Below are 13,207 nucleotides of genomic sequence, written 5' to 3' on the forward strand. Positions count from 1 at the left end.
TTTTCACCATAGCATATTCATATGTTTGGGAAAGCACTTAAAACATAAACATATTTAAGCCTATCTACAAAAACCCTGAATAACTGTTCATGAAGTCAGCCAGTCACCCAAGCCGCAAACAAAACATCCAAGAACCAACAAAAAAACCCGACAACTGTCCAACCCGCAACCCTACTTCTCCCGACGCAGAAAATCGCCAACATCCACCACATTACGCACCGCAACCTCCCCCTCAGCACCGCCAAAACCAGCCATCACCATGCCAAACCCTAAGCACTCCCCAAACTCGTTAAGCACCAAAGTTGCCTCACCCTTCCGAGTGGACCCAAACACCTTCAATACGCCCTTGACAAAAACGTCCCTGCCGCAGATGAAAAGCCAAGCCGTCCTCGAATCCACAACCACGCGGTTACCGCCCTGCGCAGCTAACATGGAGAGGAGGTTGAAGCTGGGGAAAAACTTGCCCTCTTTGGCTTTGCCCAAGTAGAGGCCGGCGACAAAGAAGCTGTCTTTTAGCAGCGGTTTGAGGTTGGCGTTGACGAGGTAGAAGCGCCCGTTCTTCTCCACTAATAGGTCTGTTTCCAGGATGATTTGGATGCCGAATCGCTGGGCAAAAGACTTTATGGCTTTAGCCTTCATGGCTGCGGACTCCGTTTTTTGAGTTTAGCGACAAAAAAGCCCTGGGTCTGGTCAGGCCAGATGCGGCGGCAATTTGCCACTGAAGAGTCAAGGTGCTTGCCGAAGACCTCCAGCAAACCTTCGCTTCCAAAACAGCTAATCGGCTCGATTGATAGATTGAGGTTACGGATTGCCCAATCCATATTTAACTCGTCTTCTTCAGGCTCCAGCGAACAAGTCGAGTAAACGAGTTCGCCTTGGCTGCTGAGGCACTCCGCGGCGGCTTTAAGCAGCTCTTTTTGCACTGCAGCGTTGCGTTCCACATCCTTTAGTGTGCGGTTACTAAACCAGTTTCTGTCTGCGGCAAAGTTGCCCGAGCAGGGCGCATCCAGCAGAACCCTGTCGAATTTGACGCCTAGACTGGGTGCCTGCCGCGCATCCAAGAGGTAAACCACCGTGTTGGCGACGTGGCAGCGTTCCAGCTGGTTACCAAGCGCGGTTAAGCGGCGTTTATCAACGTCAAGGGCGATGATGGCGCCGGTGTTTGCCATTGAATCGGCAAGCTGCACGGTTTTTCCACCCGGCGCAGCGGCGCAATCAAGCACCTTTTTGCCCTTTAAACCCGAAAACACCGAGACGGATAGCTGAGCGGCGGCTTCCTGAATAGAGTAGAGCCCCAGCAGGTACTCGGCGGTTGCGCCCGCGGAAACCTTGGAGTCCACAACCCAGTAGCCGTCGGTGAGGAAGGGGATTTTCTGCAGCTGCACGCCCAGAGTGGCTAGGCGCCCGATGAGGTTTTTGCCTTTTGCGTTTTGGTTGTTTATGCGGATGGCTTGGCGGGGCTTAGCCTCTTTAGGTATCCAGCCTAATTGGCGGTACCGGTTTTGGAAGAACTCTTTACCTGACATCAGCCCAAAGTAACAGTGAAGTGTCTAAAAGCTTTTAGGGAAAGAGGCTATCTTAACAGAGTGACCCAAAATGTCTAAAATTGTCCGTGTAGGCGTAACTTTCCCCCCTGACTTGCTCAAAGACTTCGACGACATAATCGGAAAAATGGGCTATGAAAGCCGCAGCAAAGCAATCCAAGACGCCGTAAGACTCTACGTTTCAGAGCGCAAGTGGCTGCAGGAAGAAGAAGCAGACCAAACAGGCGTCATATTGATGATTTACGATCATGAAACACGGGGTCTGGAGAGCGATTTAACCGATTCGCAGCATCACCACACCGACCTCATCTCCTCCACGATGCATATTCACCTCGGCGAACATGACTGCTTAGAAGTCATAGCGGTGAAGGGAAAAGGCTCCGAGATACGTCACCTCAGCGATGATTTAACCACGCGGCGAGGAGTAAAAATCCTCAAATCCATGATTGTCTCGATTTAAGCCTTCACCTTAAACATACGCTCCAATGAGGCACGGGCTTTCTCCGCCACCGCATCAGGAACCGCAACCACATACTTTTCTTCCTTAAGCGAAGCGTAGACTCTGTCAAGCGTGGTGAGTTTCATGTTGGGGCAGATGGCGCCTTCGTAAGCAAGATAGAATTTCTTGTCAGGGTTCTCCCTGCGCAGCCGATGCAGAATCCCCTCTTCGGTTCCGACAATGAATTCTTTAGCGTCTGATTCTTTGGCGTAGCGGCACATCTTTGAAGTGCTGCCGATGAAGTCTGAGCTGGCACGCATCTCCCTGCTGCATTCGGGGTGTGTTATAACCTCCGCTTTGGGATGCTGCATCTTGAGGACCTTTACGTCTTCAGGCTGAAACAGCAGATGCGTGGGACAGAAACCGTTGGCGGGGATGGAAATCAGGGTTTTGCCCGTTTTCTCCGCCACGTACTCGGCGAGGTTCTTGTCGGGTCCGAACAGCACGGTTTGGGCGCTAAGTGAATTTACAACTTCGACGGCGTTAGCGCTGGTGCAGCATACATCAGCCTCAGCCTTGCAGGCAGCCAGGGTATTCACGTAGAGGACCACCGGCGCGTCTGGATACTGCTTTTTCGCACGTTTAATTTCGTCGACGGTTAGCATCTGCGCCATGGGGCACCGTGCACCCGGACAGGGCAGAAGCACCTTCTTGGAGGGGTTAATTATCGCCGCGGACTCCGCCATGAAGTCCACCGCGCAGAAGACGATGAGTTCGGCTTCTTTTTCTTGGCTGGCTTTGCGGCTGAGCTCTATGCTGTCGCCTACGTAGTCAGCTATGTCTTGGATTTCTGGGCGCTGATAGTTATGTGCCAGTATAATGGCTTTTTTCTCTTTTTTAAGATCTTGGATTTTCTGCTTTAAATCCATGTTTCAGACCAGGTAGAGTGTGTGGAGAGAAACTGGATTAGTATGAGATATAATCTTTTACCTTCCAATGTGGCGCTTTCACCTTAAATCCCCCTAAAACAAGAGATTTCCTTAACAGTAAAGAGGCCAAAGCATTTTTTATAGGACCGGCTACACAGACGCGTCAGTGTTGGAGCGGGACTATGGGTTGGCTGCGGCTAGTTGCTGCTTGTGACTACATTATGTTACAACAAAGCTCTATATCCTGACAGCTTCAATATAGGAATATATTCTCTTTCCCAAAGACGGCTGATGTGTTAGGCGGTGAGTTGCTTGGGCAAAAAAATTTTAATCGTAGACTCAGATACGCGGACCTCAAAATCGTTTAGCGACGTCTTCATCAAAGAAGGCTTCCAAGTCAGCATAGCCCACTATCCCCTTCAAGCCCAAGAGCTTCTGCAGCATAACAGCTACGACTGCGTGCTGATGAGCTTTAGCCACCCCGCAACCATCGGACGCGACCTACTGGTTTTCTCTCAGCAGTCCCTTCCCAACGCCTTAACCATAGTTCTAAACGATTTTCCCACCGTGGAAAGCGCGATTGAAGCCATCGAATGCGGCTCCGATGCGATGTTTGCTAAGCCAGTGAACTTGAAGTTACTGCTGAAAGTCATACGGGAAAAAACCGCTTGTACCCAACCGCCAAGTTAGGCGTTAGAAAAAATTACCCAGAAATCCTTCTCGTTTTTAATATCAAGCCTACGCTTCTGCAGGAGTTCAGTTAGGATTTTCATGTCAGCTTGACTGAGTTCCACGCTTAGGGTAAGGCTGTACTGTTGCGGCTGACCAGCTTTTTCGGGCAGGGGATTTAGCCAGGTGGCTGCTACCGCGAGGTTTTCACCGAATATGTCCTGTAGCTCTTTTAGGAAGTCCACTGCTTCTTTGCGGTCGATTATGTTTCCCCCAGCCTTCTTCGGGTCAAAGACTCTTAAAAGGTTTTTCTAACTTCCCGCCTTCCGCCCAAGGCGGTTAAGCAAGCAACTACAGGATCAGTAGGCGGGTTTGCGCTGTCTTTTCTACACAAACTGTTATTTAGCTGTGGGTGGCTTTCTTGTTTGGTGCCACATCTTGACCTTCAAGGGCAGAGACATAATCTCAATCGAAGACTTCACACAGCAGGAAATCAACCACATCCTCGACGTAACCAAAACTATGGAGCCCTACGCGAAGGGCGGCTCAGATCTGCTTAAAGGCAAAATCCTGGCAACTCTCTTCTTTGAACCCAGCACCCGCACCCGGTTAAGCTTTGAAACCGCCATGCTCAAACTGGGCGGCGGCTACATCGGCTTTGCCGAACCCGATTTGACCTCGGCGCGCAAAGGCGAGAACCTCGCTGACACCATACGCACAGTGGAGAACTATGCTGATGCGATTGCGCTGCGGCATAGCCTTGAGGGCGCGGCGAAGTTGGCGGCGGAATTCAGCAAGGTTCCCATCATCAACGCGGGCACCGGCGCTGAGGAGCATCCCACGCAGGCCCTCATCGACCTCTACACGATGCGTAAAGAAAGGGGCAAAATCGATGGGTTAAAGGTGGCTTTCGTGGGCGACTTGCGCTATGGGCGGACGGTGCATTCGTTGGCGTATGCGCTGGCGCTCTACGACGTGGAGCTCTATTTGGTGTCGCCGGAGTCGCTGCGGATGCGCAAAGATGTGCTTTCCAGCATAAAAAATAAAATCCCAGTCACCGAAAACGCGGACTTAGACGCCATTATCCCCCAGATCGACGTGCTCTATGTGACGCGGATACAGCGGGAACGTTTCCCCGACGCGCGGGAATACGCCAAAGTCAAAGGCGCCTACCGCATTGACCTCAAAACGCTGGAAAACGCCAAAAAAGACCTCATAATTCTGCATCCGCTGCCCCGCGTGGACGAAATCGCCCCCGAAGTGGACGCGACGCCGCAGGCACGCTACTTCCAGCAGGTCTGGAACGGCATCGTGGTGCGGATGGCACTGCTCTCACTGGTGCTGGGTGCGGTTGAATAAACCTAAGTTGAGTTGAATCGGTCGAATGCGGTTAGGTTGCTCATGGAGCCGCAAGATGGGCATTTATGCAGGGTGCCAAAGTAGTTTTTCTTGCAGTTGCCACAGAAGCTTACCGCGCGGTTATAGCTGAAGAATTCGCTGGCTTGGTTGTCGATGATTCGCTTCGTTAAATCCAGAAGGGCATCTGCGCTGTATTCGCCGTCGCCCTCCAATTCGAGAATGTCAAGGCTGCCTCCGCCTAAAAGGCCCTTGGTGAGCTGCGCATTCTCCACGGTGCCGACGGGAGCAAGCAGGGTCGGGGCAGGCTTGATTTGGAGGCGCTTAAGCGTGCTGTAGTAGGGTTTGTCGCGGGTGCCTGAAAACTTGACTTTGGCTACGCCGAAGCGTTCAATATCCAATTGTGCAAGGCGCTCGGCGGCTTCGCGGTTGCCCAAGATGGCGGGGTAGAGGCGTTTGCCGTATTTTCTGCCCAGCTTCTGCCGAAACGCAAGCAGTCCAGCGATGACTTCCTCGGCGAACTGGCGGGTCTCCGGGGCACTGATGGCTTTGCCCGTGAAGGCTTCAGCGGCTTCACAGAACCCCGCCAAATTCACGATACGCGAGCAATGCTCCAAGCGGAAGTACACGTCTCCGTTGGATTTCTGGAGCAGAAACGGAAGCGAGTTTTTGCCGAATTGCTTAAGCGCGTTGTTCTTGATGCCTAAGGCGCGGGCGGAAAGCTCAAAGCGCTCCTTGAAGATGTCGAGGAACTTGTTTTTGTCGCCCTCGCATTCCAAAACGATGCGGGGCAAATTGATGGTGACGCAGCCAAGGCAGCCGGTGCGCAACGTGTCGGTTTCCCAGTCGCCTGTGAGGTCAGATGAGAATTTAACGCCTGAAGACGAGTAAGCCCAGTTCTCCGCGTCCCTTTTGGTTAGGTTAGCAAAGTAGGGGGCTCCGCCCTGCGCCGCCAACCTGTGAGCTTTAAGCAGCAGCACACGGGCGGCTTCGTCTTCGAAGGCGCTGGGGGTGACTCGTATGATGAGTTTGGGGTTAAGCAACGGTTTTTTGGCGTTCTCCTCAAGAAAAACATCCAAAATCAGGGACGCTAAAAGGCGGCTCTCCACCGCGTAGTCGCCGTATTTACCCACTGATTTGCCAGCTGGACCGAAGGCTTCTTTCTCCGCGGTGGACTTAGAAACATCCAGCTCCAACCCCAAGGCTGCATCGACATGCTGGTTGAGGTTAAGTATGAAGAGCCGCAGGTTCTCTTTAAGTTTGGCTACGTCATTACCCCTCGCGAATGGCGCCAGCGAGAGGTTGAAGTAGTTGAAGGCTTGGCTGCGGCTGGTTTCTCGGCTGGCATGCAAGAGCACGTTGAAGGCGGTGCAGAGGGCAGATTTGAAGTCGGTGGGAGGCGCCATCTGGGCCTGCTGGGCAACGTCGGGTTGGATACCGTGTACAAAGAAGTAGCGCAGTTCATGCACGACTTCGCTGGGTTTAAGCAGCCATGTGCCGAGGCTGTCGATGTGGATGGCGCCGCTCAGATGCGCATCAGAGATGTCGCGTGGAAAAATGTTAAGCAGGGTATACTCGCTTATCACTGCTTGCCCCGCGCGGCTGATGGCAACGCTGCAATCGAGGTCGGCGTCTCGGGACTCAATCAGGACGGTAACTTCATGCACAGGCATCCCCACACGCGTGAGTTTATGGCGGTAGTCCTCATAGCCCTTCTCGACGAGGATACCGTTCACGACTTCGCGGATAAGTGAAGCAGTAAGATACTTGGTTTTGGATTTCACCAATCGCTTCTCGGTTTCTTTAGCGGCTTTCTGCGCCAACTCCGCAGGCACCTTGGCTTCTTTGATGAGGGAATTAGCGATTTTGTTGGCGTCAAACTCCTCCAACGTCAGATGCGAAGTCCGCACAAGCATACCTTTAGGCTTGACGGCTTTCTTTTCAACGCGGTCCGCCACATCCAAAACCATCTTGCCAAGGTCAGTAAGGTAATACTTTTTGGATTCCACATCCGCCTCCACCAACCCGGCTTTAAGGAGAAACTTGAGGTGATAAGCGAATCTGCCTGCGTCTCGGCTGGGATTCATCTTGAGCTGCGCCATAAGTTCGCTGTAGCTGAGGGCGCTTTTGTCAAAGAGCCAATTTAGAATCTGCAGACGCATCGGTGAGGATACGGCTTTAAGAACCTTGACGCCGCGGCTGCGAGTTGGCTGAGCATTAACCATAAGCTGTCTCTCCCTTTGCGCCCAAATGTGTGGTGCTCTACCTATTATTCCACTGGAGAGTTTAAACTTAACGAAAAAACACGGCTAACGCTGTGGTGTTTGACGTTCAGGCGGGGCAGGGCTGCTGCTGGCTGATGCAGTGCAGGGTACCAAAACCGTAGACGAGGTCCTTGCAGCATATGCCGACGACTTTGCGGGTGGGAAACATCTCCTGCAGAATCGCCAGCGCCTTTTCATCGTTGGGGTCATCAAAGACGGGCACCAGCACTTTGGTGTTGCCGATGTAGAAGTTGGTGTAGCTGGCGGGTAACTGTTCGCCTTCGTCGCTGACGACTTTAGGCATTGGCAGCTTGATGACGCGGAGTTTGTGGCCGTCCTGGTCAGTGGCATCGCAGAGAACCGCATAGTTTTCCTGCAGAGCCCCAAAATCCGCTTCGCCGGCGTCATCTTGGTAGGCACAGACCACAGTGCGCGGATCGACGAACCTTGCCAAATCATCTATGTGCCCGTCGGTGTCGTCACCGAGGATGCCGCGTTTAAGCCAGATGAAGTGGGTGACGCCCAGAAAATCGGAGAGGTACTGCTCGATTCGCTCTTTAGTCAGGTCAGGGTTGCGGTTGCTGTTTAGCAGGCACTGCTCAGTCGTAAGCAGGGTGCCTTCGCCGTTGACGTCTATGCTGCCGCCCTCCAAAACGATGCCGGGCCTAAAACAGCGCAGCTTCATTTTTTGGTTGATGAATGCAGGGATTTCTTTGTCTTTTAGCAGCGTCTCATATTTTTCGCCCCAGCTGTTAAAGTCCCAATGAATCATTGCTAGCTCGTGGCGGGGGTTGCGGACAAAGATCGGGCCGTAGTCGCGGAACCACACATCCGCATAATCCGTGACGTAGATATCTACTTTGGAGAGGTCGATTCCTGCGGCCTGAAAGAGGCGGAGGACCTTTTTCTTGGTAGGTTCATCTATGACAAAGAGGTTCACGTGCTCGCTTTCATGGATTTCCCCAACGATCTGCACGTAGGTAGCTTCCACCTTCTCGACGCGGTCGGGGAAAGTTGTGGGGTCATAGGGCCAAGCCAGCCAAATCGCGTCGTGGCGCTGCCACTCGGCGGGCATGTAGAAGCCCAGTTTGCGGCATTCATTTGGGCTATTCATCGTTGGTATCCGCCTGCTTCTCGGTGAGTTTCTGGTAGATGTCGGGGCGGCGGTTTCGCAGAAAACCCCAGCCCTCCTGGATCTGCCGATTCATAGCCAAATCAACCTTGACGATTAGCACTTCCTCCTGGGTTGTGCTGGCTTCTGCGAGAACCTTGCCGAATGCGTCACAGACAAAGCTGCCGCCCCAAAACTCCAACTCGCCTTCCTCGCCGACGCGGTTCACCGCCGCCACATGCACCCCGTTTGCGATGGCGTGGCTGCGCTGCACGGTTCGCCATGCATCATGCCAGTCGCCGTCCGCCGACGTATAACCTTTGACGTAGCCGATTGCCGTGGGATAGAGGAGGATTTCCGCGCCCTGCAACGTATTGATGCGGGCGGCTTCGGGGAACCACTGGTCATAGCAGATGAGCACCCCGATTTTGGCGCAGCCCACATCGTAGACCCGGTAGGGCTCAGTGCCCGCTTCAAAATAGTTCTTCTCGTAAAAATATGGGTCGTAGGGCACGTGGATTTTACGGTAAACCCCAAGTATTTTGCCGTCGACGCCGATGACTGCGGCGGAATTGTAGAATTTGCCGTCGCTGCCCTTCTCAAAAAGCGGCGCAACAATGACGACGCCATGCTGCTTTGCCAGTTTGCATAGGGCATCGGTGGATTCGCCGGGAATGGTCTCCGCCAAACCTGCCACGTCACGGTGCTCCTCTTGGGGGAAGTACTGTGTGCGGTAGAGTTCCTGCAGGCAGATGATTTGGGCGCCTTGATGGGCGGCTTGCTCGATCATGCGCAGGGTCTTGTGCATGTTCTCCGCTATGTTTTCTGAGGCTGCGGTTTGGATTAAGGCGACTGTGACGGTTTTGGGGGGGTTTAAGTTGGCTATTTGGGTTCCATCCTTGGTTTGAACTATTACCTGCGCCGTATTAACTTTTTTGAAGCATACTCAAAGAAAAAAGGTTCCTGCAACCCTGCGGCTTTTAGAAATCGGTGTATTTCATGCATAATTTTCAAGCAATAGCAAATTATAAAACAAAGCAGACGCTAACTGTACTGAGGCACCGAAAAATAGCAAATATCCAAAAGTACACTCGCTTAAACGCAAATAACAGGCTGCTATATTTGGCATTTCCAATATTGGCTTTTTTGAATGGCGCTAATTCACCAGCGGCTTTTTCTTATTCCGTTGCCCTGTTCGCTGCGGGGCTGGCCTTGTGGTCTTCAGTTGCCTTCTTGAAGGAAAAGAGGAAAATGCGAATTCTCCAAGCACAAGGCAGCTATAAGCCAAATCCGCCTAAACTGCTATCTTTGTTTTTGGTTTTCGCACTTATAGGTAGTCTGCTTATTATTCTTGCTTTAAGCGCCTTCGCCTTTGAGGAGTTACATGCTTATTTGTTTGTCTTTAATTTCTTTACACCCATAATAATCGCGGAGATTTTTGTGCCTGCTACTTACGCCTACCTCTGGCAACGCAGAAACAAACGCATCCTCTACCTCTCAGGCGAACTCCTATATCCCTACCCCTACATCAACATCGCCGCTGGCAAAGAAACTATTTATTAACTAAAGGCGTTGACAATACATACGTTTACTGGGGCATAGAGATATGAAAGCATTCATTGTACAGTTTCCCTTCGGCGTCGCAGCATTCGACGACAAAAACCAGCTTGTCGAAAAAGCGCTTTTTCCCAAAAAACCGCAGGCGGCAGCCAAGAGCCTGCTACGCGCTGAACAGGGAAAACTCAGCGACCAAACCACCTCGCTAATTTCACTGCTCAAAAACGCTGGCTACGACGTGTATGTCTTTGCAGATGCCGCCCTCGCTCAGGAGGCACACCGCAAACTCGAAGTATCAACCGAAGTAACCAAGCCCGCGGAAGCAGCCGTCCTGAATGGACGCATGAGCGAAGTTGCGTTGGAGGCAGGTTTCGCCGTCGACGAATCCGAGTTAGGCGTGTGGAACCGTAACGTCGCCATGGAACTCAGCAAGCTCCGCATTAAGGGCGCAACCATGAAACGTGACCTCATCGTTTCGCAGGGCATCCAAACCCTCGACAGCCTCGACCAGACCGTTAACCTCTTTATGGGCAGGCTCCGCGAGTGGTATGGCGTCTACTTCCCCGAGCTTGATCGCCTCGTAGAGAAACACGAGACCTACGCTCGCCTCGTCATGAACATAGGCGACAAAGAAAGCTACACCCAAGACGCATTAGATGCAGAAAACATCCCCAAGGACCGCGCAGAGAACATCATCAAAGCCGCGGAGAACTCCATGGGCGCAGATGTTGGCGGCGCAGATTTGGTGCAGGTTCAAGCCTTAGCTAAAGATGTGCTGGCATTCTATGAACTGCGCAAGAGCATGGAGGACTACGTGGACCGCACCATGGAGGAGATGGCGCCTAACGTCCGAGCAGTCGCTGGGGCACTTCTTGGGGCACGCCTAATCTCGCTTGCAGGCAGCCTGCAGAATCTTGCGATGCGTCCCGCAAGCACCATTCAGGTTCTCGGCGCAGAGAAAGCTCTTTTCCGCTCACTGAAAACTGGCGCGCGACCCCCCAAGCACGGATTGATTTTCCAGCATACGCTACTGCATGATGCGAAGCGTTGGCAGCGGGGAAAGATCGCGCGGGTCATCGCGGGCAAACTTGCCATAGCCGCACGCGCCGACATGTTCGGTCAAGGACACTACATAGGCGACGACTTGAAAGCAGAGATTAACAAGCGTATAGAGGAAATCCACGAGAAATACAAAGAGCCACCGCCGCCAAAAGAAGCTGCACCAAGACCGCCACGGGAAGGAGGTTTTGACCGCCGACGCAGCGGAGAACGCCGATTTGACCGCGGCAGAGACAGACGTTCTGAAGGGGGCGAGCACCGCTTCTCATATCGTGTGCCTTCTCGAGAGGGACAAAACCAACCCATCCGCCAAACCCCAGAGGTTCCTCAGACGGAAGGAGCGCCTAAAGATAACCAACAGCGCCCACTCACGCCGAAACCTCCACATGCGGGTCCACCTAAAGGCGGCAAACGTAGGCGCAAGCAGTGGAGAGACAAGCGTGCCCGTCAGAGTTAAACCCAACGATAAATTCAGTGAAATCTACCAAATCTTGCTTGAAGACGGCGCCAAGCGGCTAGGAACCAAAAACCTTACGCCAGGCCGCAACGTCTACGGTGAGCGCCTCGTCAAATACAGACGTGTAGAATACCGCGTCTGGGATGCTTTCCGCAGCAAGCTTGCAGGCGCCATAATCAAGGGCGTCCAGAACGTCCCCATTCAACCCGGTTTTAAGGTGCTTTATTTGGGCGCGGCTTCGGGAACTACCCCCAGCCACGTCAGCGACATCGTGGGGGAAACGGGGCATGTGTACTGCGTCGAGTTCGCCCAGCGCAGCCTGCGCGATTTAGTTAACAACGTCGCCGCTTACCGCAATAACATAACGCCTATGCTTGAGGACGCGCGAATGCCCGAACGCTACGCCATGTTTATCCCGGGTAAAGTGGACACCGTCTACTGCGATGTGGCGCAGCCTGAACAGGCAAAGCTGCTCGCCGACAACGCCGATGCTTTCCTTAAAGATGAAGGATGGATTATGCTTGCCTGCAAATCCCAAAGCATCGACGTCACTATGGCGCCTGAAGCAGTCTACAAACAGGAAGCCGGCGTGCTGCGTAAACGGGGTTTTGACGTGAAGGAAATCGTGCCGCTGGACCCCTACGATAAGGCGCATGCCATGATTGTGGCGCAGAAAACCTAGCGCGCCAAGACGGCAAACCTCTTTTTTGGGAAAATCAGCCTATTTATGGCAGGTTAAGAATACTGTTTTTGTTTAGTTGTTGTGGATGATCCCTCTTTACACAACAACAACCTGCGGATTGAGTAAAACAACCCGTTTCGGCGTCGGGCGCTGGGGCATATTGCAGATTGGTTGTGGAGCAAACCACAAGCAGAACAACAAAAAATTGGTTTACTGATAGGATGGGGAGAAGGCGGTGGATCAGCAGCTGCCGCTATGTCTCTAAGAAGGGGGGGATAGCGTTGATAGAGCACAATCATTTCAGTAGAATCGCCATGCTATAGGCTAACAACGCTGATTTTGGAAAGCATTATAGGTTGGAATTCCAAAGCCATCGTAGGATGTGAAGGTGATGTTGGTTGCGGGAGTCGACGAGGCAGGCCGGGGATGCGTGATTGGCCCCTTAGTGGTAGCTGGCGTCGCCGTGCACTCCGATAACCTTACGCAGCTAACGGCGCTAGGCGTCAAGGACTCCAAGCTGCTCACCCCCAAAAAGCGTGAAGCCCTCTACCCCGAAATCCTCAAACTAACACAGCGCCACCACGTCGTCAAGGTTTTGCCCTACCGCATCGACAAAGCCGTCCGCAGCACCAAAACCCTCTACAAACTCAACCGCCTCGAAGCCCAAACCATGGCAGAAATCCTTGAGGAACTCAAACCCGACGAGGCATACGTTGACGCAGCAGACGTGATTGCTGAACGCTTTGGCCTCCACATCCAAGAGTGCTTAACCACAAAAACCTCCATTATATCCCAGCATAAAGCTGACCGTACCTTCCCCGTGGTGTCCGCCGCCTCCATCATCGCCAAGGTGGAACGCGACCGCGAAATCGAGTTGCTCAGAGCAAAGTACGGCGACTTCGGCAGCGGCTACCTCACCGACGAAAAAATCCTGGGTTTCCTGAGGAAGCTCCTAACTGAGAATGGGGGCTTCTATCCGAGTTGTGTTCGCAAATCTTGGGAGCCTGCTAGGCGGGTGAAGGCTGAGTTTGGGTTTAGTCAAAAAAAGCTTGGGCAAGCTTAAATTATTGTGTTTTGTAGCGTCAAAAAGGCTACAATTTATAAAGATGGTTAACTTACTTAATGATTGAAACAGCTGGT

14 protein-coding genes are annotated in these 13,207 nt (G+C 52.7%); 7 read left to right on the forward strand and 7 right to left on the reverse strand.

What is annotated here, in order from left to right:
* Positions 1 to 171: 171 nt before the first annotated feature.
* Together NWE93_05330 and NWE93_05335 are read right to left on the reverse strand one after the other, a co-directional pair.
* Positions 172 to 639 carry a hypothetical protein gene (locus NWE93_05330; GenBank protein MCW3999640.1) on the reverse strand — a complete coding sequence of 156 codons (468 nt, stop codon included), beginning with the start codon at positions 637 to 639 and terminating at the stop codon, positions 172 to 174.
* On the reverse strand, positions 636 to 1,526 hold the full coding sequence (locus NWE93_05335; GenBank protein ID MCW3999641.1) for an RsmB/NOP family class I SAM-dependent RNA methyltransferase: 891 nt from the start codon (positions 1,524 to 1,526) through the stop codon (positions 636 to 638). Before NWE93_05335 ends, NWE93_05330 begins: the two co-directional genes overlap by 4 nt.
* 70 nt (positions 1,527 to 1,596) lie before the next feature.
* On the opposite strand from NWE93_05335, the gene nikR reads away from it, so the two are divergent.
* The gene (nikR, locus tag NWE93_05340) at positions 1,597 to 2,004 is read left to right on the forward strand and encodes a nickel-responsive transcriptional regulator NikR (GenBank protein ID MCW3999642.1); all 408 of its coding nucleotides are present in this window, start codon (positions 1,597 to 1,599) and stop codon (positions 2,002 to 2,004) included.
* On the opposite strand, the gene nadA is transcribed toward nikR, so the two are convergent.
* Positions 2,001 to 2,912, reverse strand: coding sequence for a quinolinate synthase NadA (gene nadA, locus NWE93_05345; GenBank protein ID MCW3999643.1), 912 nt, complete (start codon positions 2,910 to 2,912; stop codon positions 2,001 to 2,003). The two genes, nikR and nadA, sit on opposite strands and share 4 nt — an antisense overlap.
* A gap of 312 nt (positions 2,913 to 3,224) precedes the next feature.
* On the opposite strand from nadA, the gene NWE93_05350 reads away from it, so the two are divergent.
* Positions 3,225 to 3,602, forward strand: a complete 378-nt coding sequence (locus tag NWE93_05350; protein ID MCW3999644.1) for a response regulator — start codon at positions 3,225 to 3,227, stop codon at positions 3,600 to 3,602.
* Here NWE93_05350 and NWE93_05355 read toward each other — a convergent pair.
* Positions 3,599 to 3,826, reverse strand: a complete 228-nt coding sequence (locus NWE93_05355; GenBank protein MCW3999645.1) for a hypothetical protein — start codon at positions 3,824 to 3,826, stop codon at positions 3,599 to 3,601. The genes NWE93_05350 and NWE93_05355 overlap by 4 nt on opposite strands.
* Before the next feature lie 193 nt (positions 3,827 to 4,019).
* Between NWE93_05355 and pyrB the strand changes: the two genes are divergently transcribed.
* Entirely contained in the window at positions 4,020 to 4,940 is a 921-nt protein-coding gene (pyrB, locus tag NWE93_05360) for an aspartate carbamoyltransferase (GenBank protein MCW3999646.1), read from the forward strand.
* Positions 4,941 to 4,942: 2 nt separating this feature from the next.
* On the opposite strand, the gene NWE93_05365 is transcribed toward pyrB, so the two are convergent.
* The 3 genes from NWE93_05365 to NWE93_05375 all read right to left on the reverse strand — a co-directional run bounded on the left by NWE93_05365 (position 4,943) and on the right by NWE93_05375 (position 9,120).
* Positions 4,943 to 7,162 carry a helix-turn-helix domain-containing protein gene (locus NWE93_05365; protein ID MCW3999647.1) on the reverse strand — a complete coding sequence of 740 codons (2,220 nt, stop codon included), beginning with the start codon at positions 7,160 to 7,162 and terminating at the stop codon, positions 4,943 to 4,945.
* 106 nt (positions 7,163 to 7,268) lie between these two features.
* Positions 7,269 to 8,315, reverse strand: a complete 1,047-nt coding sequence (locus NWE93_05370; GenBank protein MCW3999648.1) for an agmatine deiminase family protein — start codon at positions 8,313 to 8,315, stop codon at positions 7,269 to 7,271.
* Positions 8,308 to 9,120, reverse strand: a complete 813-nt coding sequence (locus NWE93_05375) for a carbon-nitrogen hydrolase (protein MCW3999649.1) — start codon at positions 9,118 to 9,120, stop codon at positions 8,308 to 8,310. The genes NWE93_05370 and NWE93_05375 overlap by 8 nt, the downstream gene beginning before the upstream one ends.
* A gap of 443 nt (positions 9,121 to 9,563) precedes the next feature.
* On the opposite strand from NWE93_05375, the gene NWE93_05380 reads away from it, so the two are divergent.
* From NWE93_05380 to rnhB, 4 genes are all read left to right on the forward strand, one after another.
* Positions 9,564 to 9,875, forward strand: a complete 312-nt coding sequence (locus tag NWE93_05380; protein ID MCW3999650.1) for a hypothetical protein — start codon at positions 9,564 to 9,566, stop codon at positions 9,873 to 9,875.
* A gap of 43 nt (positions 9,876 to 9,918) precedes the next feature.
* Positions 9,919 to 11,385 (forward strand): C/D box methylation guide ribonucleoprotein complex aNOP56 subunit, encoded by a 1,467-nt coding sequence (locus NWE93_05385; GenBank protein MCW3999651.1) that lies wholly within the window; start codon positions 9,919 to 9,921, stop codon positions 11,383 to 11,385.
* The gene (locus NWE93_05390; GenBank protein ID MCW3999652.1) at positions 11,315 to 12,067 is read left to right on the forward strand and encodes a fibrillarin-like rRNA/tRNA 2'-O-methyltransferase; all 753 of its coding nucleotides are present in this window, start codon (positions 11,315 to 11,317) and stop codon (positions 12,065 to 12,067) included. Before NWE93_05385 ends, NWE93_05390 begins: the two co-directional genes overlap by 71 nt.
* Positions 12,068 to 12,458: 391 nt before the next feature.
* On the forward strand, positions 12,459 to 13,130 hold the full coding sequence (gene rnhB / locus NWE93_05395) for a ribonuclease HII (GenBank protein MCW3999653.1): 672 nt from the start codon (positions 12,459 to 12,461) through the stop codon (positions 13,128 to 13,130).
* Positions 13,131 to 13,207: the final 77 nt, after the last annotated feature.

This window comes from Candidatus Bathyarchaeota archaeon (assembly GCA_026014735.1).
Classification (GTDB): Archaea; Thermoproteota; Bathyarchaeia; order Bathyarchaeales; family Bathycorpusculaceae; genus Bathycorpusculum.

Coding starts and splice junctions, on each gene's coding strand:
- NWE93_05330 (MCW3999640.1), bottom strand. CDS start 639: ATGAAGGCTAAAGCCATAAAGTCTTTTGCCCAGCGATTCGGCATCCAA.
- NWE93_05335 (MCW3999641.1), bottom strand. CDS start 1,526: ATGTCAGGTAAAGAGTTCTTCCAAAACCGGTACCGCCAATTAGGCTGG.
- nikR (MCW3999642.1), top strand. CDS start 1,597: ATGTCTAAAATTGTCCGTGTAGGCGTAACTTTCCCCCCTGACTTGCTC.
- nadA (MCW3999643.1), bottom strand. CDS start 2,912: ATGGATTTAAAGCAGAAAATCCAAGATCTTAAAAAAGAGAAAAAAGCC.
- NWE93_05365 (MCW3999647.1), bottom strand. CDS start 7,162: ATGGTTAATGCTCAGCCAACTCGCAGCCGCGGCGTCAAGGTTCTTAAA.
- NWE93_05370 (MCW3999648.1), bottom strand. CDS start 8,315: ATGAATAGCCCAAATGAATGCCGCAAACTGGGCTTCTACATGCCCGCC.
- NWE93_05375 (MCW3999649.1), bottom strand. CDS start 9,120: ATGCACAAGACCCTGCGCATGATCGAGCAAGCCGCCCATCAAGGCGCC.
- NWE93_05380 (MCW3999650.1), top strand. CDS start 9,564: ATGCGAATTCTCCAAGCACAAGGCAGCTATAAGCCAAATCCGCCTAAA.
- NWE93_05385 (MCW3999651.1), top strand. CDS start 9,919: ATGAAAGCATTCATTGTACAGTTTCCCTTCGGCGTCGCAGCATTCGAC.
- NWE93_05390 (MCW3999652.1), top strand. CDS start 11,315: ATGCGGGTCCACCTAAAGGCGGCAAACGTAGGCGCAAGCAGTGGAGAG.
- rnhB (MCW3999653.1), top strand. CDS start 12,459: ATGTTGGTTGCGGGAGTCGACGAGGCAGGCCGGGGATGCGTGATTGGC.